Origin of the sequence: Idiomarina fontislapidosi (assembly GCF_003226255.1) — a bacterium.
GTDB classification, from domain to species: domain Bacteria; phylum Pseudomonadota; class Gammaproteobacteria; order Enterobacterales; family Alteromonadaceae; genus Idiomarina; species Idiomarina fontislapidosi.
The window spans coordinates 111,119-135,439 of the sequence record NZ_QJST01000003.1; the positions used below are offsets into that span (position 1 = coordinate 111,119).

The window sequence follows — 24,321 nt, forward strand, 5'->3', positions numbered from 1 at the left end:
TCCTTGGTTAGGTTTAGACAACGTGTCTAGAAGATACCAAAGTTTTTGCGGGTTGGATTTACCGAAGAAAGGAAATAGTAGCGACAGAATGTAAAAGACGGGGCACAGGTGTGCCCCGCATCGGTTAAAGAGGTAGCACTTCAAAAACAGCGGAGTAACTGCCTGAGCGGATAGTTGCAGGCGCTTCGGCTTGATTATCTTGATATTCGACTTCGACAAAGTACATGCCCGGCTTATCGAAGCTGACTTCAATTGAACCTTGTGCGTTTGTCGTGAAACGCATTGTTTCGCTGGTATCTCGGTATTTTTCACCTTGCCTTACCACCGTCACCTGCGCCTTGTCGGCTGGCTGACCATCAAATAAAAAGCCGAGTGAAATGGGCTCACCTGTATAGAGGTCATTGGGGTGTGTTTGCCCATTGAGTTCAAGCCCTTTGCCACTTGGAGTAATAACCTCTCGCGTGGGTGCGCCTGCGGTCACAAAGACTTCGACACGGCGGGCGCTGTCGGTGACTGTGAGGTCTTTAGCGGAGGTTGGCACATGTTTTTTAAAGCCCGCGAGCGTACCTATTTCGCCACGCCCAGGCCAACGCTGCCGCTGACCGTCCTCGTCTTGCCAGCTCGCTTGCAAGCTACGGCTGTTCATACTGACCTCATAGGTTCCTGGTTGTGTCAGCTGCAAGTCAAACACGCTGCGATACTTCAGTTTTGCTGAGTTTTGCAGTGGAATGGGCTGACCATCGGGATTGTAGGCGGTCAGGCGATCGAGCGGCATGGCAAAGTGGTCAGGGTTGAAAATGCCATTGGCAATGGCTGCGTCAAAAGTAACCCATTCGTTTTGCCCCGAAACTGCGGTTGTGTTTGGCTTTATCCATAGTCGATGAGCATTGACCGCAAAGCTTGAGGTCATGAGCACACCCATCAAGATCAGTTGTGTTGTTTTAGATGTAAACATATTAAGGCTCCAAAGTAAGTTGTACAGTAGCGAGTTCGTGACGACCTTGCTCAGTCTGTTTAAAAGGTTGGTTTAATGGCCATTCAAAGCTAAATTGCAGTACCTCACGCCCGCCGAGTTCACGAGCGGCCTCAACGTAAAGTGTGTATGACTGCGGAGGACGCGCACGGATCGTGTCGACGAGAGTGGTCAAATCGATACGGTGCGAGCCAGGTTGGCGTGTTGCGCCGGAGGCGCCATCGACGGGCATGGTTAGAAAGCGGCCGCTGCGACGCCACCAAAGGCGCATATCCTTTAACCACTTTTCTCCTTCATGGTCGGCTAATTGGGTGTCATACCAGATGGCCACGTCGGCAACCTTCTTGCGCTCGGCATCCATGAGCCAAACAGCGAGATACGGCGGATGATATTCCGAGACGGTGAGACGAGGTAATTGAACGCTCAACTCATTCGCTGAGGCATGGTTAGGAAGCAGCAGCAGTATGGGCACTACAATACCAGCAGCGACAAGAGGCCAGGTTGTTTTACGACCTTTTGCGTACTTCTTCAGAAGCAGTAGCCCGGTGACCGAGAAAAGTACGCTGGCGATGGCGAACACATCAATAAAGAGTGTCCATAGAACATGAGTATTGCGCCCTTTGTGCAGATCGTTGAGATAAGCGATCCAGCCACGATCGGTGGTTTCTTGATAAAACGTGTGCAACTCACGATCGACGGAGAACCAGCGGTCACCGCCGGCGCGCGGTAAGGAGACGTACATTTCAAATTCACTCCATTGTGCATTCAGCGTTTCGGGCAGGGTATTTCCCGTGGTGGTTTGATACCACTGCCGAAATGCCTGACTGATGGGCCTGTCGGCATGCAAGCCTGCCATGATGGCGGGCGGTACTTGAGCCTCGATGCTGATCAGGTCAGCATCCCCCTCAAACACGGTGGGATGGTTGAGGGTGATACCTGTGACGGCAAACAACAGCATACCGGCGAGACAAATCGCTGAGCTGACCCAGTGCCAATTTTTAATGTTCCAGAATTGACGTGCGCGCATGGATTAGAAATTCCAACCCAGTGACACCCAAAGGCGACGTCCATCCTCGATGTAACCGTATTCCTCCACCCCAATCTTTTTGTCGAAGAGGTTATAGATACCGACTCCGACCTTAACATCAGGTGTAAGGAAGTAGTTGGCTCCCAAGTCTGTCAAAGTATAGGAAGGTGCAATCAGTGAGCCGCTCGATGGTCCTGTCGTGGGTTGACTCTCCTCGCCTCGGTAATGAATGCGTAACCAAGTATTGAGCGCTGCCGACGGTTTCCAGTTGAGAGAGGTTTGTAGCAGGTGTTTGGGCAATTGCGTTAGAGGTTCGCCTTTATATTCCCCGGTTTTCTGCTCTGAGTCGGTGAAGGTATAGTTAGCACTTACTTTCCAAGCTCGATTTAAGCGCGCATCAAAGGTCGCCTCAACGCCTTGAGTAATCGCTTCGTCGACATTCACGTAGGTCGTTGGCATTGAGCCAAATTGATTAGGACCCCCGGTACACTGCGAAGCTGGGCATGCAATGCGCGAAATTTTATCGTCGAACTGGTTATAGAATAGGGTTACCGAGCTTTTCATCGCACGACTGAAGTGGGTGTATAAGCCCAATTCATAGTTGATTGACGTTTCCGCTTGTAGGTTAGGGTTACCGTAAATATCACCACCGCGGCTGACTTGTCCCCAATCTGCGGTCGTTTGGCGTAAGTTAGGTGCGCGGAATCCAGTTGATACACCGCCCTTTAACGTGCTGGCGCGTGACAGGTGATAGACACCATAGATACGAGGACTCCACTGATTACCAAAGTATTCGTCGTCATCATAGCGTAAGCCCGTGGTTAGCTCGAAATGGCGTGCTACAGGCCATGTTGACTCTGCAAACAACGACCATTGTGAGCTATCGATTTGTGTGCGGTCACTGATTTGATTACTGGTGCGATCGTCGAGTTCTTCTTTTAAATAAGCGGCGCCAAGAGTGATCGGTTGCTCCAGCGTTAGAGGTACATTCCAGACAGTCTGAAAATCGGTATTGGTGATGTACATCTGACGCGCATTATTATCGTATTCATCCCGTTTGAGGTAACTGCGCGCACCTACCAGCCCCCATTGACCATTATGTGCAATGGAATAGCTCTGATTGTCATATTCGAGCGTGGATGATTCAGGACAGCCGCGCCGACCACAGCTTTCGCCGGGTGCAAGCGGCTCAACTGTTTTGCCTAATGTGGCATCAATGGTTTGTGAATTGCTACCCGCTTCGAATAGCCACTCGTGATCGACGGTCGGCGTGTATGCAAGTTTGACAGTGGCATGATCGGCCTTTTTACCGCGATAACCCTCAACAATCTCATCCTCAAAGCGGCGAGTGTAGCCTCCGTACAGTTGCAGACCGAGGGTGTCTTTGATCAATGAGCCAGAGGTGAACAGGTTTACTTGATAACTGTTACCTGATTCACTTCGCTCTTGCACGATAGAGTCGACACGCACTTCGCTGCGCCATTGTTCGGGCGTTTTCTTGGTAATAATATTAATGACACCACCAATCGCATCTGAGCCATAAAGGGATGACATCGGTCCGCGGATAATTTCGATGCGCTCAATGGCAGCCAACGGAGGTGTCCATGCGCCTTCAATACCAGGACCGTCACTATTAGGACGGGTTTCGCGCGAGGTTTGACGTTGTCCATCAACTAAAATGAGTGTGTATTGACTACCCATACCACGCACACTGATGTCTTGACGGTCACCGCCGTTGGTAACAATAACGCCCGGTGCGTCAGTAAGGGCATCGGTTAAATCTTTATAAAAGCGTTCTGATAATTGCTCACCAGAAATGACGCTGACCGAAGCGGGGGCGTCGCGTAACGTTTTGTCGACGCCGGATGCCGTGACGACTAAAACCTCCATGGGTTTTTTGTGTTTATGAGGCTGAGTTGCGCGCTGATCTGACTGTTGCGGACTCGCATTTGCTGATAAAGTGACAGCACTGATTGCGATGGCAATAATTGACAGTTTCATGCGGCGAGTGTTTGATAGATTCACAATGTTCTCCGTATATAGAAATGAGAATAGTTTTTATTTGCAAATATACGTATATTAGTGTTTTGTGCAATCTCGTTTATTTGTAAGCATATTTAAGAGGTGCTTAAGCTATGAACCCGAAGATGATTCGGTCAATGAAGGCGTTTACGCGCACTGTCGAGTTAAAGAGCATGAGTGCGGCAGCAAGCGAGCTGCATATGACCGTATCTGCCGTCAGCCAACAACTCAGAAAACTTGAGAAAGACAATGGACTGGCACTTTTTCATCGCAACACGCGAGTGATGACCTTGACCGAAGCGGGCGAAGTCTTTTATCAGTCGTGCTTAGATGTCTTAGATATTGCATCAAAAAATCAAGAGCGCATGGAGCAATTGACACAAACCCCCGCGGGCATCATGAAGATTATGGCACCGGTCGGTTTTGGTGGAGGATTGCTGAGTGAGCCTCTGCGTCAGTTGACTGAGCAATTTCCTGATATGCAATTCAAGTTATCAATGACCGATGAGCCGCTTGATTTAGTCACCGCCGGTGTTGATTTGGCGATACGAATTGGACCATTACCAGACTCGTCGTTGTATTCGCACCACCTTATAGATTGGCACCTCATTCCGTGCGTGGCAGCTTCGCATCCGCTGGCTAAACGCGCGATCAGCAGTATTGAAGAGTTGCGAGATGAAATCTTCATTGCACACTTTTCAAACACCTATGATTTACCACTGCCAGCGCCGCGTATTCAGGTGGATAACATGCAAACGACCGTACAGTTGACATGCGATGGTGTCGGTTTTGGTTTGTTACCGGAGCCCGAAATAAAACAACGTATTGAGTCTGGCGACTTAGTGCGTTTACTGCCCGATTGGGCGGGTGTTGAATACAGTGTTTATGCTGTGTTGCCTGTTAGAGAGAGTATTCCAGCTAAAACCCGCTTGGTAATGAAAGTGATCGAGGATTGGTTTAAGCAGGTTTAGTGTTGTATTTGATTGACATTAAGCGACAATTTAATCGCTGTTTGAACGTGTAAAAGTAATCCAAAAGGAGTAGCATCAACGTTACTAGTTTCGCATATCTAACGCTTACTTAGTAAGTTAGAGGAGACTCACGTTGTATCCAAGCGAAGTCGACATGTGGTTCCTGCCCCTTGGGGGGACAGGTGAGATCGGCATGAACATGAACCTTTACGGTCATGCGGGTCGCTGGTTGATGATCGACTGTGGTGTCTCCTTTGATGAACCCCTTAATCCTGACAAACCCAACAGCTTCAAACACGAGGTCGTCTGTGCTGATCCGCGTTTTATCACAGACAACAAAGACGAACTCGAAGCCATTATTATTACCCACGCACATGAAGACCATATTGGTGCTATTGAAGACCTGTGGCTGCGTTGGCAAAAACCGATTTACACCACCCCTTATACCGCTGCTGTTTTACGCAGAAAACTCGCCTACACTGCCTTTGCTGATTTAGTACCTATTATCGAAGTGAACGGCGGCGAAACGGTCCAGATAGGTCCATTCAGTGTCACTTGGGTTCGGTTTACACACTCACTGCCAGAGCCCTTTGGGCTGGTCATCGAAACGGCAGTTGCACGTGTGTTGCATACGGGTGATTGGAAAATAGATGCACAACCGATCACCTCAGATGCCTTTGATGAAGGACTGTTTAAGCGTATCGGTCTTGCGGGTATTGATGCGGTGGTGGGGGATTCGACAAATGCCATGAAACCGGGTTGGTCCACATCTGAGGCTGACTGTTACGACGGGCTACTGGCTGAAGCTAAAGAGGCAAGCGGACGTGTGGTGGTTGGGTGTTTCAGTAGTAACATCGCGCGTTTAATTACCCTAGCCCGCGTTGCGGAAGCGTCAGGTCGCTATATTGCGGTGTTAGGTCGCTCATTGGAGCGCAATGTTGGTTTGGCGCGGCAATTTGGTTTATGGCCTGAACATATCGAACTGATCGATCACACACATGCGGGCTACTTACCCCCGAACGAAGTGTTAGTTGTGGCTACGGGCTGTCAAGGTGAGGCGCGTGCGGCGCTCAATCGTTTAGCTGAAGATAGCCATCCCCACCTCGCGTTAGACAAAGGTGACAAAGTCATCATGAGCGCTATTATTATACCGGGTAATGAATTAGCCATTCAACGGCTCACCAATAAGTTCAATGCCCGACGCATCGAGGTGGTGCTCGCTGAGCAAAGTCCGCGTGTTTTACATGCTTCGGGACACCCCAATCAAGAAGAACTCAAACAACTTTATCAGTGGGTGAAGCCACGCATGGTGATACCGACCCATGGTGAACCTGAGCACCTTAAAGCACACGCTGATGTCGCAAAACAGGCGGGTGTAAGAATGACGCTGACAGGGATGAATGGCGATCTATTTAAAATTGGCTTACAGCCGAGTGTACGAAGAAACGCTATAAAAGCGGGCCGGATTGCGCTGAATCGCGAATAGAATATTATATTTATAAGCATATTGATATGCATCAAAACCAACGCACGACAGAGCAGCAAGAAGCGTGTTAAACAATATGTAATGACCTTTCAAAAAAGGTTGTTTAATTTGACTTAGAACGTCATTGGCTAAGGAGATCGTATTATGGATCTTGACCCCCTCGTGCTTTCGCGAATCCAATTCGCGTTTGTCGTGTCTTTTCATGCCATATTTCCCGTGTTTACCATCGGTTTGGCATCTTATATTGCGCTTATTTACGGATTGGCATTCAAAACGAATAACCCTAAATGGGAGCGCCTCGGTGCCTTTTGGACGCAGGTGTTCGCTGTTGTCTTTGGTATGGGTGTCGTGTCCGGGATTGTTATGTCCTTTCAGTTCGGTACCAACTGGAGTAACTTCGCACTGGCGACGTCGAACTTTTTAGGACCGATACTGAGTTACGAGGTGGTCACGGCATTTTTCCTAGAAGCCGCCTTTTTGGGTGTATTGTTGTTCGGGCGCGGCAAAGTGCCTAATGGCGTACACTTTTTTGCTGCACTGATGGTGTCAATCGGTACCTTTATCTCCAGTTTTTGGATTTTATCGGCGAATAGCTGGATGCAAACACCGGCTGGGGTTGAAGTACGTGACGGTTTCTATCACGTAGTCGACTGGTCTGCTGCAATTTTTAACGATTCGTTTTGGTATCGTTTTACTCACATGGGGCTTGCCTCATTTCTGACTGGCGGCTTCGTAGTGGCGGGTGTCAGCGCTTGGTTTATTCTCGAAAAACGCGATACTGAACTGCACCGTAAAGCCCTTTCAATGACGTTATGGCTGTTACTGATTATCGCGCCTCTCCAAGTGTTTGTCGGTGATCTGCACGGACTCAATACGCTGAAGCACCAGCCGACTAAAGTGGCAGCGATGGAAGGCAACTGGGAAACGCAAACGAATGTACCGCTGCTGTTATTTGCCATTCCTGACCAAGAGGCACAGAAAAACCACTTTGAAGTGGGCATCCCCAGTATGGCGAGCATGATTTTAACCCACGAGTGGGATGGCGAAGTCCCCGGCGTCAAAGAAATGCCTAGAGAACTGCAGCCCAATGTACCTATCGTGTTTTGGTCCTTCCGAGTGATGGTAGCGATGGGGATGTTGATGGTGCTATTTGCGGTTACTGGACTCATTCTGCGAAGAAAGAAAGCCTACGCACGTAATCGTTGGTTCTTGCAAGGACTACGGCTCATGTCACTGGCACCTTTCTTAGCCGTACTCTCGGGTTGGTTTGTGACCGAAGTAGGTCGTGCGCCTTATTTGGTTTACGGGCAAATGACGCAAGCTGAAGCCCTCACGCCTTCGCTTACAGGTGGCATGGCGTTGTTTTCACTGATTGGTTATATCACGGTTTACGCCTGTGTGTTTGCAGCTGGCGCCTATTACTTAACACGGGTTATCCGTGCGGGTACCGAAGCGGCTGAGCAACATGATGATAATAAACATCGTGCGAAGCGCCCACTCTCTGCTGCAGAAGCCGACTTTGATTAAGGAGCATCATCATGAGCGAACCCATTTTTGATTTAACCTACGTTTGGGCGGCGATTATCGCGTTCGGCGTCATCATGTATGTACTAATGGATGGTTTTGACTTGGGCCAAGGCATTTTGTTTATGCTTGCGCCGAGCGAACAAGACCGCGACATTATGATGAACTCAGTAGCGCCGGTGTGGGATGGTAATGAAACCTGGCTCGTACTGGGTGGTGCGGGGTTATTAGCCGCCTTCCCATTGGTTTACAGTATATTTCTGCCGGCGCTCTATATTGGCGTGTTCTTGTTGCTGGCGGGCCTTATTTTCCGCGGTGTTGCGTTCGAATTTCGCTTCAAAGCACACAGCTCACGCTATTTGTGGAATTGGGCATTTGCTATCGGTTCGACAGTGGCTTCTTTTGCACAAGGTGCGGTCGTGGGCGCATACATACAGGGCTTTGAAACCGAGAATATGCGCTACGTGGGAGGCGCTTTGGATTGGCTGACGCCATTCACCGTGCTCACCGGGCTTGGCCTGATTGCCGGTTATGCGCTACTTGGCGCGACATGGTTGGTCATGAAATCTGAGGGCTCCACTCAACAGTGGGCTTATCGGTTAGTCAAACCTCTGCTTGCGGCAGTACTACTGATCTTTGCCCTGATTAGCGTGTGGACACCGTTTGTTGACCCCTTTGTTGCAGAGCGTTGGTTCTCTCATATCACACCTATTTGGCTATTACCTATTTTGGCGTTAGCGTGTGCTTTCTGGATTTATCGCTCTATTCAAGCAAAACGCGAAGGGACACCTTTTATTGCCACCATGGGTATGTTTATTTTTACCTACTTAGGTCTGTTAGCAAGCAAATGGCCTTATGTGGTGCCACCGAATTACACGCTCAGCCAAGCCGCATCTGCACATGAGTCGCAGCTGTTCTTACTGTTGGGCTTATTGTTCGTAATACCGATTGTATTGGTTTATACCGCATGGACGTATTGGGTATTCCGCGGCAAAGTGAAGGCCGATCAAGGTTATCATTAACCACTTATGAGTGATAACTTTCGCTCTGCGGCGAACTATTTAAAACAGATCCAAGCGGTTGTGCAGCGTTCGACGCGTCGAGCGCTGCTGTTTGGCGTCTTGCACACAGTGAGCGTTATCCTACAACTCTACCTCATCGCTCAGTTGGCGTATCGCATACTCGCGCTTGAGCAACCCCTGAGTACGCTGACAACCGAGTGGTTATTGTTAATCGTTGCGACCTTTATCCGTGCTGTAATGAGCTGGCAACGACAACGTTGGCAGAGTGAGGCGGCGGCCTTGGCGTTACACGATGCGCGTCAGCGTCTACTCAAGCGTTGGCAGGCTCAATGTAGACAGGGGCGTAACATTGACCGTGCCGATGGCTCAATGTTGGTTGATACGGTTGAGCAGTTACGCGGATATTTCGAGCGTTATTTCGTGCAACGGTATCTCACTGTGTTAAGTCCGTTGATGATTTTGTTGGTGTGTTTTTGGCTCAACCCTGTCGTCGGCGTTTTGTTGCTGGTCGCTGGACCTATTATCCCCGTATTTATGGCGTTAGTCGGTATTGGGGCAGAGCGAATCAGCCAAAAGCATGTACAGAGCAACGTGGCATTGAGTCGCGTGTTTACCAATATGTTGAAGAACGCGACAAGCATCAAGCTATTCGGTGGCTTAACTTTTGCCACACATACCATTGCGGCAGCGGGTGAAACGTACCGTCGCGCTAATATGAAAACACTCCGATTAGCTTTTTTATCATCAGCTGTTTTAGAGTTTTTCGCCAGCGTGGCTATTGCTGCAGTGGCGCTGTATGTCGGGTTTGGTCTGCTGGGTTACATAAATTGGCTGGGTGCTGATGAACTGACGTTATTCAGCGGTTTGTTAGTGCTGATGTTAGCCCCCGAGTATTTTGCACCCTTGCGGCAGTTTGCGCAGACTTATCACGACCGTGCAGCCGCTATGGGTGCAGCGACGTTACTTAATGCCGATGAGCCGGCTGAGTGGCAGGCGCAGACGGCATTGGCAGAGCCATGCATCAGCTTTGCTACACGAGACATTTGTGCGCTCATCAGTGCTGACGAAGGCATCCATTACCCCGATTTAACGATACCCGAAGGTGCTTTGACCGTGATATCTGGACCTTCAGGTGCGGGTAAAAGTACGCTTCTCCGAGTGTTGCTTGGTTTGCAGAGGTATCAAGGTACCGTCCTGCATGGGCAGGCGACTGAACAGCCTATTGCGTACTTTTCGCAACAGCCTTTTTTGTTGCCTGCGAGTATCCGCAGTAATGTGCTGTTGTATTGTGAGGATCAGTTTCGTGACATACAGGCAGTTTTGCAGCGTGTGGGGCTTGATCAGGCGATAGCGACGGCGCCGAATGGGCTAGATACGATGTTAGGTGAGCGTGGCGCAGGGCTGTCGGGTGGTGAGCAGCGCCGCTTGGCGTTAGCGCGCTGTTTACTGAGTTCATACCCCGTGGTCATATTAGATGAGCCGACAGAAAATCTAGACAGCGACTCAGCGGATGTGATTCGTCGAGAACTGCGCAGCTTGTGCAAGAGCGGTCGGACAGTGATCGTTGCGACTCATGATGAAGACCTGATCGCACGGGCAGACCATCACATTAAGTTAAACCTTGGGGGCGGCGATGGTTAGACCGGTGGGCTTTCAACCTTGGCTAAAAAGCTTCTACGATCATCGTTGGCAGTGGATATTTGGCTTTGCCTTAGCGTTAGTTACGGTTGTTGCTGGGATTGGCCTGCTAGCGCTATCGGGGTGGTTTATCACTGCTTCAGCACTGTTCATCACGGTCAATATTTATGCACCTGGGTCAGGTATTCGTTTCTTCGCTGTAACACGGACTGTGGCACGTTATGTTGAGCGACTAGTTAATCATGATCTGGTGTTAAAAATACAGGCGCGCTGGCGCATTGCTTGGTTTAAATATTTTCAGCGCGATGCCTATCAAGGGCTTGCTCGGTTTCGCGTGGCGCATGCGATTCAGGGGTTAACGCGACATATCGAAGCAATGGATAACCTATGGCTGCGGTTAGCCATGCCAACAATAACGACCGCCGCGGTGAGCCTATGTTTTGCGATTTGGTTTAGCTTTTATAGCTTGGCACTGGCTGGCATCGTGATAGCGACTTGGTTAGCTGCTAGCTGGGCGATATCGCGGTTAGCCACATACTCGTTGCTACAAGCGGTCAGCGTTGAGAAGTATCAGCAACGTATGCGTTCGCGTGGGATGGCGCTTACTGAGTCAATGGAAGAGACGCTGGCGTGGCAACAGTTCGAAAAGCAAAGCCAATCTATTAGCGAGTACTCTGCCAAGACTGAGCGCGCCTTTAACGCCGAGCAACAGCGTACACACCGCATTAAACTATACCTTGAGTGGCTCACCCATGGCGCTATTGTGGCGATTTACTTATTGGCGTTGCAGTTATTTGCTGATAGTGCTGAGCAAGTGAGTACGGCTGAGGTTGTGATGCTGTTGTTGGCTGCGTTGGCGTGGCAAGAGTTGTTACTTGAACTCCCCCAACAATGGCAAAGTTATGGTCGAACAGCGCTGGCGAGCCGAAGACTACTCGCCAAAACAACCGGTGATGAGTCGGTGGCGTCCGTCATCCAGTCCGATGATGGCGCGTTAAGCTTCCAAGCGGTTAGTGTCTATCGTCAAGGTCGACAGCTATTTAACCCAATGAGTTGTTCAGCTCAAGCCGGACAATGGCTATGGTTATCTGCACCGTCAGGTGAGGGGAAGTCGACATTACTCAATGCAACAGCAGGCATGCATCACGCGGTTGATGGTGTGATCGCGGTACCTGAATTGGCGCGTTTTAGCTATCTCACACAGCATACCGATGTATTGGACGATACGACTTTTAATAATCTTACACTCGGGCGAGAAATCAGCGAACAGCGACTGTGGACTGTCCTCGAGTGGGTCGAACTGGCGGAACGTATTCGACAACTCCCCGCGCAACTGCATACGCCCATCGGCGAGCAGGGCGTGCGTTTATCTGGGGGACAATATAGACGTCTGGCGTTGGCACGTGCGCTAGTTGAAGAGGCACCACTATTGATTCTTGATGAGCCTTTCTCAGGCTTAGATTCTGCGCTGGCTGAACGAATCACGATGCGATTAATGCGTGTATGTCCGCAGACTATCGTACTGGTTGCAAGCCACCATGTGCCTGCATTTGTGCAGGCACACGAGGCGCATCAAGTGATTCAATTAAGTCACAGCTAGGCGTTGTTGCCAGCGCGGATCCAAATAGGACTGGCTCTCCATAATGTCGGCGAGTTGCTCTAATGCGACTTGGATTTCACGAAACTGATTATACAGCGGTGCAAAACCAAAGCGGATATAATTAGGCGCTCTAAAGTCGGCGATTACACCTCGGTCAATCAGCGCTTGGCAGATTTGGTAAGCGTGAGGATGCGCATAGCTCAACTGACTGCCTCGGTGTTGTGCTTGAGGGGGGGAGATAAGCTCGAACTCGGATGCCCAATCATGGCATGCTAAGCCGTGTTGAAACGCGTGAGTGAGCTGTAGTGATTTGGCGCGAACTTGCTCTAATGAAACGCCATCAAAGCAATCCAGCGCGGCATTCACCGCTTGCATAGAAATAACCGGTGGCGTACCGACCAACATACGCTGAATGCCAGCCGCGCCTTGGTAGTCGGGATTAAAGTCAAACGGGCGGCTATGGCCAAACCAGCCTTGTAGAGGCTGCTTGAGCGCCGCATGGTGGCGTTGGTTCACATAAACAAACGCGGGGGCTCCTGGCCCTGCATTTAAGTACTTGTAAGTACAGCCAACGGCATAATCAATTTGCCACTGATTGAGTTGAATCGGCATGACCCCAGCGCTGTGCGCCAAGTCAGCAATAACTAACGCATTAAATGAGTGAGCAACCTCGGCAAGTTTTGCCAAATCGAGTCGACGGCCTGTTCTAAAATTAACCTCAGTTGCCAATACCGCCACAGTTTGATCGTCAATCGCATCGATGAGTTCGGATTCATCAACCAGTTTGAGTTCACAGCGTTGTTGACCTAAAAATGCTTCAACGCCTTGCACCATGTAAAGGTCGGTCGGAAAGTTGTCGCGGGTTGAAAGAATAATGCGACGGTCATGACTACCGACTGCGCTCATTGCGGCACAGATGACTTTAAACAAATTGACCGAAATAGAGTCGCAGCAAATAACCTCGTCAGCGCGAGCTCCAATTAACTGAGCAATTTTAGCGCCTACGCTGGTAGGTAAGCTCACCCAGTTATGTTGATTCCAACTTTTTATCAGGTCACCGCCCCACTGTGTCGCGGTTGTCTTATTAACGACCTCGGCGACGCGCTTTGGTAGGGCACCTAATGAGTTGCCATCGAAATAAATGATGTCAGGCGGCAACTGGAAGTCGTCACGTTTATGAGCGAGGGGATCGTCGCGATCAAGTTGCGCATAATCAGTTTGATTCATTAAAAATATCCTTTAATAGCTGCTCAGTACGAGCAAATGCCGCGGTATTTGGATGTAACCAGTCGAAATGGCCAGCGCCTGATTGGACATAAACGGATTGCACGCGCTCAGCCAAAGCCTGCGACTGGTGCGGATTAACGATAGGGTCGTCGCTACCGTGTAACAAATAAACGGGACTGTTAAACTGCTGCGTCGCTGGATTGGCATCACGATACGCGTCGGTGTGGTCTTGTACCATTCCTCCCATAAATCGCTCAGTGACGGCTTCGCAGCTATTGGTGCCTTGGCTGTACTCTACGATATTACTGATTGCGGCAAGACCCACTGCGGCGTCGATATTGTCAGCAAGCAGCTCATCTGCGGCGGTAAGCAGTGCTAAGTGTCCACCTGCTGAGTGGCCCATAACCACGGTTTTCAGTTCATCTGTCTTCGCTTGTTCAGAGATGCGTTGAACAGCGGTGCTGATATCTTGGTAGCTGGTCGGCCAGCCGCCGCCATTACCGACTCGTCGATACTCGATACCATAGACGTGATAACCAGTCTGGTTTAATGCTGACATATAGGGTCGGGCGTGTTGAATATCGTAATCGCTCAACCAACAGCCGCCATGAATAAATATTAAGTGCCCTTTAGGCTTTTGCTCGGCACGCCAGACTTCAATAAACTGGCTACTGTCATCACCATAGCGGATCGTCTCGCCCGCTGCCGTATAACTGAGCTCAGTAATCGACCCGTAGGGCACGGGCATGTCTGCCTGATCGTGAGCTGCACACGCCAATGGCGCTATACAAGTGATTGATAGCGCCGTTATTAGTGATGTAAAAAGAGGCTTCATGTATGGTTTTTGCTTCGGTGTTTCATGAGTTTGCAAAAACCATACAACTTTGTCCTTAAGACTGCAATGATCGGTGGCTAAACTCGCGCATGCTGATGCGTAGATCTTGACCCGAGGTCTCTTGAAACACGTTTAAACCGAAGGCGGGTAAAATCGCCAATAAGTGGTCAAATATATCGGCCTGAATACCTTCGTAATCAACCCATGCAATGGTTTTAGTGAAGCAATAAATCTCGAGCGGCAAACCTTGCGCTGTGGGACTCAGCTGGCGGACCATCAGCGTCATGTCTTGATGAATTTGCGGATGGCTTTCGAGATATTTTTGTACATAAGCTCTAAACGTACCGATATTCGTGACATTACGGCTGTTGATGGGATCATGACCTTCGCTGACCAGTTTTTCATTCCAACTCTTAATATCTTGCTCTTTGTCATCTAGATACTGCGTTAGAATTTTAAACTTACGTAGTCGGGATTTATCTTCCTCACTCAAAAAACCAATACTTGTCTGATCGATGAACAAGCTGCGCTTAATACGACGACCGCCTGCTTCTTGCATACCTCGCCAGTTTTTAAACGACTCCGAAATAAGTCGCTTAGTAGGAATCGTGGTAATGGTTTTATCCCAATTCTGCACGCGCACGGTGTGTAACGCCATGTCGATAACGTCACCGTCGGCATTGAGCTGGGGCATTTCGATCCAGTCGCCTACACGAATCATATCGTTTGAAGACAACTGAATACTGGCAACGAAAGACAAAATCGTATCTTGAAATACAAGCATGGTGACCGCGCCCATGGCACCAATACCGGATAGCAGGATTACAGGGGATTTATCGATCAGTGCTGCGATAATCAAAATCGCCGCGATAAGATATACAGCAATGGTCGCAATCTGCAAATAGCCTTTAATCGGTTTTAAATGAGCATTGGGGCGACGGCTGTATAGTTCATTAATGCTGCTCATTGCAGCGCTAAATGCGCGCGCGATGGTGAGTACGATGTACGCCACCGCGACATTTTGCACGATAGTAATGACGGTATCAGACAGGTCTGGAACCCAATGTATACCAGCGGTAAGCAGTAATGCAGGCACCACTTGCGAGAGTCGACTGATAATTTTTTTAAGCCCCACACTGGGGTCTCGACCTATTTCAGTGCGTGTTAAGAGTCGCGCCACACCGCGTAGCAAGATGTGTTTGGTAAAAAACTGTGCTAACCAAACTGCTAAAGCAAGCAAGATACATGCACTGAGTGTGTACGCGTACGGACGCCCCTCGGCCCATTCGATAAACCAATCCGGGTAACTCACTGACGTTTCTCAACCTCATGTTTTAGTTGTTTGCGTAAGCCTAAAAAGAAGATAACTTCGGTGACTACAAATAATGGGCCGATAGCGAGTCCCATAATATCGTCGACAAATGCAGGCTTCTTACCCTCAAAATAATGACCGATAAATTGAAAGATCCAGCCGACGATAAATAACCCGATTCCAAATACCAGCCATGCTGTTGTCGGGAGTGCAGCAAGCTCACGACTGACGGACAAACCTAGCCACAGAAGCACGGTCATCAGCAGTCCAAGAGGTATATCGAGTCGTATGTAGAAGACTACTGCAATAAATACCACTAAGTTGGCTGGCGTCAATAATAGGTATCCAACACTAAACTCAGGGCGACTAAGCAAGGTCAGAATAGCCACTACAATCAGCGGGATACCAATAAGATGGGTTAGTATATTGCGCGAGTCACGATGATACTTTGCATAGTGTGCCAAGTGCTCGACGAGTGAGCGGCTCATAGAGTAACCTTTTTGACAGAATTTAATGCGAGTAAGAGTGCAACGAAGCCAAGCTACTGTCAATTACAAAAGCTTGTTAGACTTAGGCGTATTGAGGTGTATCTGAAAGGAGTATTCGATGTCTCATGATACCAGTTCGTTAAATAAACAACGTCAAGATTTGTCAGCCTATGAGTCGGTATGGCTGTTTGGCTATGGCTCGCTTATTTATAAGGTTGACTTCCCTTATCTTGAACGCAAACCCGCCAGTATCACGGGTTGGAGTCGTCGCTTTTGGCAAGGCTCGCATGACCATCGCGGTACCCCTGAATCTCCAGGACGCGTGCTTACGCTGATTGAAACTCCGGGTGAGCAATGTACGGGCATGGCTTATCGTGTTTCACCCGAAGTGTTTGAACACCTCGATCATCGTGAAAAGAATGGCTACCTACGCTTTTTTACGCCGATGCAATTTAATGATGGTCATCAAGCGGATGGATTGGTGTATATCGCCAGTAAGGACAATGCGGCTTTTCTCGGGGATGCACCTTTAAGCGATATAGCGGCGCACATTGCGCGAAGCCGTGGTCCGAGTGGTGAAAACAGTGAGTACCTACTTAAGCTTTCTCAGGGGCTTCGTGATCTGGGCGTGGTCGATCCGCACGTTGAGGGGATTCGACAACATCTTGAACCCTTGTTGAAGGGGCAGGAGTAGGTACGCCTACACATAATCGACATTCGCCGTCACTAGCCACAGAGCGTTCTACATAACGGAGTTTGTGGCTTGCTCGCTCGCGATTCGCCGACACTTGGTACACACGATGTCGTTCTGTCATTAACGGGTTACCTACGCCAACTTAATTAATTGGTTGGACAGTAAAGCTGGTAGAGTAGTTCCATGATAGTCTTGGTATTACCATCGCACAGTCGATAATAGATATACTTACCCTGGCGGCGCGTAGATACGAGTTCTTGTTGCCTGAGGCGATTTAAATGTTGGGAAAGCATCGGTTGGTGAATGTCGAGTTGTTGCTCAATTTCACCCACAGAGCATTCTTGCTCGCTTAACAAGCACAATATCAACAAGCGATCGGGGTGCGATAGCAGCTGCATGACTTTTGCGGCCTCTTGCGACGAAGCCTTTAGCGTTTCCGGATTCATAACTCTATACCATCACAAAGAACACGATGAATAATATCAAACCGATTCGCCTTCGCTAGTCATTTGTATCAGCAACGAGTTTATTTAACGGTTTAGCGGGATGAATTAAACGCGGGTGCGATCATATTTTTAGTGATGACTCACTGTTGCTGTAATCGGCGATATTCTGTTCGATAAAAATCAACAACCTCATTACACTTAGCCTCAGGTTCAAAGGCGCTCATATCATACTGGATCGGTGCTGGACTTTGAGCCGCCTGACGCATCTGTTGCGCGAGTTGTTGCGCATTGCCCCGTTCACTCAATGGGTAGTTGAAGTACGGCTGCAAGTACTGTGCGCCCTCTGATGCTGTTGCAACGATGGGTCGCTCTGCGTGCATCGCTTCTAAAAATACCAATCCAAAAGGTTCGCTATTGGCCGCGCTTACAAAAATATCAAAGCAGTTCAACCAGTCATGAGGGTACGCTGAAAACCCTGGCATGATGATGTCGCTGTCTGCACTGTCCCGAATAGCCTGCCAGTTTTTGCCATCACCAACAATAACCAGTCGGCTGTTGGGAATATTGGCCAATTTAAATGCTTCTACGAGCGTATCGTGTCCCTTGCTAGTCACCACGCGACCGAGTGCACCAAAAACAACGGCATCTTCGGCAATCTTATATTGGTTGCGAAGGCGCTGACGTGCATCTGGATTGGCTGCAACCGGTTGGCTCCAGTTGTTGATCTGCCGCGTGTGTTCACGAAGCTCAGCGGGAATGGCATCAAGTTGCCAAGGAGCGATTGCAATTAATGCATCCAAGTGTTGGTGTTGCTGAGGTTTATAGTAGATGTGTAAGGTTGCCACCCGAAGACATCCTGCTTTGACACCTTTGAGTGCTTTGCATGCTGCACTTAAATGTGCGTGAGCGACGTCTGGTTTAAGCTTGCCAATCAGCTGGCGGCAGCGGCGCGTTGCTAGCCAGCGGAAGCCGTCGACAACATGAACTTTAACGCGGTCATCGACATGTTGAACGATTGCATTTTCACGCTTTTCTGTGCCGCGACGATGCAAAATAATGCTCACAGTATGTCCTGCTTGCGCTTGCAGGTTTGCAAGGTCGACTGCGTGACGCTCGCTGCCAGCAAAGCTATGCGTCAAAATTGCATGGACGATATTCATTGCTGGGTCCCCGCCGATTTTGCAGCATTGATATAGTTTTCAAGAACGCGTTTTGAATCAATTTCTTGCAACAATGGCCAAGCGGTCAAATCCACTTTAGGTGAGGTTTTTAGCAGTTCGCTGGCGCGTTCTGCCAGTGCGTGGGCATCACGACAGGGCACTAACCAGTCTTCATGAAACTGCTTCAGTACATCACTCGGCCCTGAGGGACAGTCAGTCGAGACAACAGGCGTTTCGCATGCCAATGCCTCGACGAGCACATTCGACAAGCCCTCGTAATCCGAACTGAGCAGAAGCAATCTGGCGTGTTTCATCCAGTGGTAAGGATTATCGACTTGCCCTGGAAGGATGACTTGCTCTGTGAGTTGACGTCGCGCTAATTCCTTTTTGAGCTTTGAGGAAACACGGCACAACAGGACCAGCTTGAGTTGCGGTGATGTTTCAAGCATCTGTTCGAACGCGTCAAACAAGATGTCATGGCGCTTAGCTTTAGCATAACGGCCAACATGAATGACATATTCGTCAGCGACGGGCGGTGTACTGCTCACATCAGCCAGGCGGCGGATTTCTTCGACGTCAAACGGGTTAAAGATTGCCGTTACGCTGCGTGGGTTCAACCAAGGCTCTTGTTCTGTTTCGCTTTTTAGTGAAGGCGAAACCGCGATCAGGTGCTGACCAATGAGTGCCTTCTTTTTGCTTTTAAGGCGTTTAAACTTGAGCCAACTCATGCGTCGATAGCTTGCTAGTTCGTTGGCAATTGAGGTGTGTACGATGTGCAGCACAGGGGCATTGATGGAAAGTTTGCGAAGCAACATACTGGCTTCGTCCAAATGCCCGTAGACCGCAAGAATGCCCTGTTGTTGTTCAATTGTTTGCAGGCATTCTGCTAAAAGCTTTAGTGCTTTTTTTTGCTTCCAAATGAGGTCGAGGTTTTTGGCATTATTCAGTGCGAGCCGGTGTAGGTTGGGAATGCCCTCGATGTCATATGAGCAGATTTCGCTGAGCACAATAAGGTGTGATGGGTAGCCATGCTCAAGTGCGGCTTTATGCAGCCGTACGCATACTTTCTCAGCGCCTCCACTACTTAAAGTGGGAATGACATGAACTAGCGCGCGCATACTATTCTCCACGTAGTTTCGAATGATAGAAAAACCGCAATTGTTCGCGCAAACGCACTCCGCTTCTCTTAGCTTTGTTTTTGCGTTGGTCGATTTGTTGGATATCACTGTCAAAGCTTAAGTTGTGCCCAGCAACATAGGGCGTTAAACCGAGAATCTTAATTGGCACTTCCCATTGCCATTGTAAATCAACATCAACAGGCCGGAAAAAAAGTGATCGAGCAGCAAGCAGTGCTTTAGCACCTTGGTAACTGACCACTTGTGCGCAGGTGCCAGAAGGCGCCTTATCATAGCGAACAAGATTGAACCTCGCGAGCGTTTCAACTGGGGTCTCTTTACGAGGCTTAAATGGATTACCGAGTTTGATAAATGACCACGGCGTTTTGAGCTGCTCTAACAGTTCGGGGACCTTGTTAAAGTCGTCCTGTAAATGCAGGTCATCTTCGAGAATAATCGCGTAATCAAGCTTCTCATCGACGATTTTCTGCCAGCATTTAAGGTGGCTTAAATAGCATCCTACTTCGCCCCACGTCAGATCATAATGGTAGCGCTTTTGGGCCGTGTTTTTATCAAAACAAGCACGCTCTTCTGGCGTGAGTTGGCTGCCGTCAGCCGCACTGACACGCTCAAATGACATATCAAGCGCATCGAGCTGTTTTTTAGCATCTGCCAAGCGTTGCGGCGAGCGATCTAAGTTGATCAAAAAGGTTTTGTAGTTCATTCAGTGTTTTGTCTGGGTGAGTGTTTATGAACACAGCTATATGCAGTGTATGCGGAAGCCGTTTTAAAGTGACTCTATTAAACACGTTTTTTTGGGGGGACGCAATTCATCCCCCGTTGAGACCGCCGAGCTTACCGCTCAAGCGGCTAATTGTTAGTCGGTGTGAGTAATAAGCTCATTCAGCGCTTGTGCGGAATGAATGAAACGCCCTTGGCAAAAATCAAAATTCAGTTTCCGAGCCAAAGCGAATTGCTTTTCAGTCTCGATACCAAGAGCATGTACCTTAATTTTAGCACGGTGAGAAAGTTCGACGATGCCATCAACAATCGCGTAACCCCGATCGCTATCTAGCGCGTTTATAAATTCACGGTCCACTTTTATCGAAGATATCGGAAATTCTCGTAAGTAGGTCAAGCCGGCGAAACCTGCTCCAAAATCATCAATAGTCAGTGAAAAACCAGCATTGGTTAGTTCTCTCAGAGTCGCACGTAAGTCATCTGATGGATCGATAAGTGATGCTTCTTTTAATTCAAAACAAATATGCGCATTTTGAGCTTTCAGTTGATCAGAGAACTCCTTCATTTGCTCTACAAATTCGCTATCTAGCTGGCAGGAAAACAGGTTAATTGCCACATAGCGTTTGCCGTCAGGCGTACATGGAATGGAGGAGAGGCTGGTAATGACTTGCTCAATAATCCACAGACCGAGGCGTTGTTTAAGCGCCTCATCACAGCTGTGAATAAATTCCGAGGCGGGTATTACACCCTGATCTTCATGGTTCCAGCGCAAAAGCGCTTCATAACCTCGGTTCGCCCCCTCGAAGTCTGATATTTTTTGAAAGTAAACCTCAAACTGCGATTGCTCAAGAGCTTGTTGCAACTGCTGTTTGACGAGTAGCTGAGAAAACGAGTCACTCGCCATTTGTTGATTAAAAATGACTTGGCTTGCGTGCGTCAAACGGCGGGCGCGCTGCAACGCAGAGCTCGCATATGATAGCAGCGAAGCAGTATCAAGAGCATCTAATGGATAAGTGCAGGCACCAATATTTGCAGCAACCTGAAGTTGAATGTGCTTTTCAAGCATAAGCGGTTTATTAAGTGATTGACTAAGCTCATCCATTAAACTCTGCAGTTCCATATATTCTTTAACATCAGACAATAAAATCCAAAAGTCATCGCCCCAAGCGCAGTAGAGTGATGCGTTATTGGGTAGTACATTCTGAAAGCGTCGTGCTACGCGTTGCAAAACGCGATCGCCATTGGTTACACCATAAGAATCGTTTACCTTATGAAACTCCCTAATGTTAACGTTCAATACAGCAACTAACTCATCGTCTCTGGCGCGTTCCAACGATGCCTGTAAATCAAGTTTGAGTTGCTCAATATTGGGTAATCCAGTGAGAGGTTGTGTATATGCGATCTGTTTAAGTCTTCGTTGTTCGGATGTAAACGCGGAAAGATCGATAAGCGTGACAAAACGGATAGTACCTTGTTTGTCCTCACTGATTTTAAGTAGCCCATGTAACACCTGACCGCTCGGGCGATTAAATTCGACCAGATATTCTATGCCTGTTTCTAGGGTAGGAGTGTCACTGTTGAAGTTTGTTGGCGAAATAAAATCTAAAATATGGTGCGTACTGGGTTCATTATCCTTCAACCCAATCAAGTTGCGAAAGTTAGTGTCGGCTCTGAAAATAGTGTCGTCACCATTTAACTCTGCAAAGCCAATCAAGTGCCGTTGAGTGATGGCTTTATTGTCTTGCAACCAGCTTAGATCTTGACTGATATCCGACCATTGACCTGCGATTTTATCGACGTTGTTTTGGAACGTACGGAGCTCATCTCTAAGCCAAATATAGGTTCCATACTTGGTCTTAAAGCGATACCTATGAACGAAGGTATGATTCGCTTCAACTTTAGACAGCGCACTCAACGTAAGTGCGCGATCTTCTGGATGCACGTTTTCGAACCACCAGTTGGGTTGCAATGATTCTGTAACGGAGTAACCCAAGATTTGCTTTATATTAGAACTCACATACACAGGTTGGTAAAAACCATCTTGTTTATGAAGTTCGTAAATAATAGTTGAGCCTTCGTCGAGTTGATTAATCGAAGACTGCATCGACTTAATCGTCGCGTTAGAGGCGCGTAGTGTTCGCCAGATAAAGAAAACTGATTCGGCGACTACTGCAACGCAGAGCGTCACAACGCCATAATGTATGGCTTTGACATCAAAGGGATAGAAATAGAGTACTATCGTGGCAAGAATGATTATTGCAGACGTGGTTACAGCGTAGGCGATTAGCCAGCGTGATTGTGTTGAAGTGGTTGCTTGCTGATCTGTGTTTTCTATCGGATTCTTGCCCATGGAATATCATCTTTGTCCGTCGGTTTACTTAAAATCGATCCTTGAAGTTCATCACACCCAATGTGTTTTAATAGTAACAATTTAGCGCGATTGTCAACGCCCGTTGCAATTGTTTTAAGACCACGAGAACGAGCCATTTTTATCATCGAAATTAGGGTGCGCTTTTTATCGCTATTGGATGTTGCTTTCATAACTAAGTTTTCTGATAGTTTTATCGCGTCTACTGGGAGTACAAATATACTTTGTAGAGTCAGTTGTCCTTCACCAAATTGATCAGCGATAATGGTGACGCCCATGGAGCGAAGCTTCTTTAAATAGGCTTTCGCTTGGTCACCAATGCGTACAAGCGATCGCTCGCTCACCTCTAAGCTGAGGCTAGATGGCGGAAACTTAGTTTTATTTAACGCTTTTGCTACAGCGTTAAGCACTGTGGGTTCTAACACATCATTCAGTGTAATGTGAAGGGATAGCCTAACAATGTAGTCTTTTTTCATCCATTCGGCGATATCACTAAATGCTGTGTTGATCACCCAACCGGTAAATTGCTTAGCTAGCGCAGGCTCTTCTATCAGCGGCTTAAAGTCTTCCGTTGATAAGTAGCCGCGCTGATTATCGCGCCAACGCACAATGGCTTCGATAACTGAAAAATAGCCAGAGCTCGTATTTAGCCTTGGTTGATAGTAGAGCTTTATGTTTTCATTTTGAATAGCTGAGATAAGCTGTTTCGACAAGGGTTCATCTTGCTCATCGTCTAGATCGCCATCTTGATCCAAAAAGGAAAAAGCCTGATTATTTTCAGCCGCTTGATAGCTATGTTGGTGGGCATCATGAATGACCATGTTTGCTTTGTCTTTGGTGTTCTCACGTTTGACACGAAATACACCGGCTGTGGTATCGAGGCTGAACTCTGTCCCATCGATAACGATAGGTTGGCTGAGTAATTGTTGTAGTTTCTCTTGCAACTCTTCGCGAGAGTTTTCTGTATTGGCATGTAAGCCGACAAGTTCATTCGTTGCGGTCTGACCAATTTGTGCTGAGGCGCCTAGCGCCTCTTTCAGTTGCCTTGCTAACTCAGCAACAATTTTATCGGCTTTTTGGTGACCGACTTGGTTGCGAAGCTTGTCAATGTTACTTAACCGCAGGTTAATAATATCCATTAAGGCGTTTTCAGGGACTGTGTTATTTTCGGACCATGCATTAATTTGTTCGAGCAGGGCCTCTTGGTTAGGGAGCTCAGTACCGTGAAACGTCTTTTTAGCTTTATTTTCTAAGTGATGAAGCTGCTGAACAGAGCGGCTTATAAGTCCTGCAATCAGCGGTGTTAAGGTCAGCATTAAAAGGCGGACTGGCCAATCACTGACAACGCTTGTTTGGTCAATCAGTTCAGCGGGGAAAAATAACGGTGTCAGTGCAATACCAGTAACAAAACCGCCTAAACCTCCTATACGGGGACCTAACAAAAGACCGGCAAATATTAATGGCAAATAAATGAGGTGTTCGAAAACACTCGGTAAACCACCTGTGTATTCGATCAGTTGCACACAAGCTGTAATGAACACAGCAATGAGGAATCCGCTGAACACTTGTTTTTCTGCATTCAACTCAGTGAATTCTACAAGTGTTTCTCGACACCATGTCGAAAAGCTGTAAGGGTTTGATGTATCGTCCATTTGCTTCCATATATGTGCGA

General features: G+C 48.3%; 20 protein-coding genes. 7 read left to right on the forward strand and 13 right to left on the reverse strand.

Going from position 1 to position 24,321, the window contains the following annotated elements; genetic code table 11:
- Window positions 1-124: 124 nt before the first annotated feature.
- From DFP83_RS05190 to DFP83_RS05200, 3 genes are read right to left on the reverse strand one after another with little or no spacing between them, the layout of a single operon-like run.
- Window positions 125-955, reverse strand: coding sequence for a DUF4198 domain-containing protein (locus tag DFP83_RS05190; RefSeq protein WP_110573858.1), 831 nt, complete (start codon window positions 953-955; stop codon window positions 125-127).
- Between the two features lies 1 nt (window position 956).
- Entirely contained in the window at window positions 957-2,000 is a 1,044-nt protein-coding gene (locus DFP83_RS05195; protein WP_110573860.1) for a PepSY-associated TM helix domain-containing protein, read from the reverse strand.
- Between the two features lie 3 nt (window positions 2,001-2,003).
- Window positions 2,004-4,001 (reverse strand): ligand-gated channel protein, encoded by a 1,998-nt coding sequence (locus tag DFP83_RS05200; protein ID WP_110573862.1) that lies wholly within the window; start codon window positions 3,999-4,001, stop codon window positions 2,004-2,006.
- 134 nt (window positions 4,002-4,135) lie between these two features.
- Between DFP83_RS05200 and DFP83_RS05205 the strand changes: the two genes are divergently transcribed.
- The 6 genes from DFP83_RS05205 to DFP83_RS05230 all read left to right on the forward strand — a co-directional run bounded on the left by DFP83_RS05205 (window position 4,136) and on the right by DFP83_RS05230 (window position 12,263).
- Window positions 4,136-4,993, forward strand: coding sequence for a LysR family transcriptional regulator (locus DFP83_RS05205; RefSeq protein ID WP_110573864.1), 858 nt, complete (start codon window positions 4,136-4,138; stop codon window positions 4,991-4,993).
- 193 nt (window positions 4,994-5,186) lie between these two features.
- On the forward strand, window positions 5,187-6,479 hold the full coding sequence (locus DFP83_RS05210) for a ribonuclease J (protein WP_241971593.1): 1,293 nt from the start codon (window positions 5,187-5,189) through the stop codon (window positions 6,477-6,479).
- A 144-nt stretch (window positions 6,480-6,623) separates the two neighbouring features.
- On the forward strand, window positions 6,624-8,006 hold the full coding sequence (locus DFP83_RS05215; protein WP_110573866.1) for a cytochrome ubiquinol oxidase subunit I: 1,383 nt from the start codon (window positions 6,624-6,626) through the stop codon (window positions 8,004-8,006).
- Window positions 8,007-8,017: 11 nt separating this feature from the next.
- Entirely contained in the window at window positions 8,018-9,025 is a 1,008-nt protein-coding gene (gene cydB / locus DFP83_RS05220; RefSeq protein ID WP_110573868.1) for a cytochrome d ubiquinol oxidase subunit II, read from the forward strand.
- A 6-nt stretch (window positions 9,026-9,031) separates the two neighbouring features.
- Window positions 9,032-10,666 (forward strand): ABC transporter ATP-binding protein/permease, encoded by a 1,635-nt coding sequence (locus tag DFP83_RS05225; RefSeq protein ID WP_110573870.1) that lies wholly within the window; start codon window positions 9,032-9,034, stop codon window positions 10,664-10,666.
- Window positions 10,659-12,263, forward strand: a complete 1,605-nt coding sequence (locus tag DFP83_RS05230; protein ID WP_110573872.1) for an amino acid ABC transporter ATP-binding/permease protein — start codon at window positions 10,659-10,661, stop codon at window positions 12,261-12,263. Before DFP83_RS05225 ends, DFP83_RS05230 begins: the two co-directional genes overlap by 8 nt.
- Here DFP83_RS05230 and kynU read toward each other — a convergent pair.
- From kynU to DFP83_RS05250, 4 genes are read right to left on the reverse strand one after another with little or no spacing between them, the layout of a single operon-like run.
- Entirely contained in the window at window positions 12,249-13,490 is a 1,242-nt protein-coding gene (gene kynU, locus DFP83_RS05235) for a kynureninase (RefSeq protein ID WP_110573874.1), read from the reverse strand. The two genes, DFP83_RS05230 and kynU, sit on opposite strands and share 15 nt — an antisense overlap.
- The gene (locus DFP83_RS05240) at window positions 13,477-14,325 is read right to left on the reverse strand and encodes an alpha/beta hydrolase family protein (RefSeq protein ID WP_110573876.1); all 849 of its coding nucleotides are present in this window, start codon (window positions 14,323-14,325) and stop codon (window positions 13,477-13,479) included. Before DFP83_RS05240 ends, kynU begins: the two co-directional genes overlap by 14 nt.
- A 55-nt stretch (window positions 14,326-14,380) precedes the next feature.
- Entirely contained in the window at window positions 14,381-15,637 is a 1,257-nt protein-coding gene (locus tag DFP83_RS05245) for a mechanosensitive ion channel family protein (protein WP_110573878.1), read from the reverse strand.
- Window positions 15,634-16,125 (reverse strand): Mpo1 family 2-hydroxy fatty acid dioxygenase, encoded by a 492-nt coding sequence (locus tag DFP83_RS05250; protein ID WP_110573880.1) that lies wholly within the window; start codon window positions 16,123-16,125, stop codon window positions 15,634-15,636. Before DFP83_RS05250 ends, DFP83_RS05245 begins: the two co-directional genes overlap by 4 nt.
- A gap of 118 nt (window positions 16,126-16,243) precedes the next feature.
- Between DFP83_RS05250 and DFP83_RS05255 the strand changes: the two genes are divergently transcribed.
- On the forward strand, window positions 16,244-16,819 hold the full coding sequence (locus DFP83_RS05255) for a gamma-glutamylcyclotransferase (protein WP_110573882.1): 576 nt from the start codon (window positions 16,244-16,246) through the stop codon (window positions 16,817-16,819).
- A 146-nt stretch (window positions 16,820-16,965) separates the two neighbouring features.
- On the opposite strand, the gene DFP83_RS05265 is transcribed toward DFP83_RS05255, so the two are convergent.
- The 6 genes from DFP83_RS05265 to DFP83_RS05290 form a co-directional block, all read right to left on the reverse strand.
- Window positions 16,966-17,265 carry an ArsR/SmtB family transcription factor gene (locus DFP83_RS05265; protein WP_110573884.1) on the reverse strand — a complete coding sequence of 100 codons (300 nt, stop codon included), beginning with the start codon at window positions 17,263-17,265 and terminating at the stop codon, window positions 16,966-16,968.
- A 140-nt stretch (window positions 17,266-17,405) separates the two neighbouring features.
- Window positions 17,406-18,425 (reverse strand): glycosyltransferase, encoded by a 1,020-nt coding sequence (locus DFP83_RS05270; RefSeq protein WP_110573886.1) that lies wholly within the window; start codon window positions 18,423-18,425, stop codon window positions 17,406-17,408.
- On the reverse strand, window positions 18,422-19,543 hold the full coding sequence (locus DFP83_RS05275; RefSeq protein WP_110573888.1) for a glycosyltransferase: 1,122 nt from the start codon (window positions 19,541-19,543) through the stop codon (window positions 18,422-18,424). The genes DFP83_RS05270 and DFP83_RS05275 overlap by 4 nt, the downstream gene beginning before the upstream one ends.
- A 1-nt stretch (window position 19,544) precedes the next feature.
- Window positions 19,545-20,264: a glycosyltransferase family 25 protein gene (locus tag DFP83_RS05280; RefSeq protein WP_110573890.1), complete on the reverse strand. Its 720-nt coding sequence runs from the start codon at window positions 20,262-20,264 to the stop codon at window positions 19,545-19,547.
- 153 nt (window positions 20,265-20,417) lie between these two features.
- Window positions 20,418-22,631 carry a GGDEF and EAL domain-containing protein gene (locus DFP83_RS05285; RefSeq protein ID WP_110573892.1) on the reverse strand — a complete coding sequence of 738 codons (2,214 nt, stop codon included), beginning with the start codon at window positions 22,629-22,631 and terminating at the stop codon, window positions 20,418-20,420.
- Window positions 22,613-24,301 carry an EAL domain-containing protein gene (locus DFP83_RS05290; RefSeq protein WP_110573894.1) on the reverse strand — a complete coding sequence of 563 codons (1,689 nt, stop codon included), beginning with the start codon at window positions 24,299-24,301 and terminating at the stop codon, window positions 22,613-22,615. Before DFP83_RS05290 ends, DFP83_RS05285 begins: the two co-directional genes overlap by 19 nt.
- Between the last annotated feature and the right edge of the window lie 20 nt (window positions 24,302-24,321).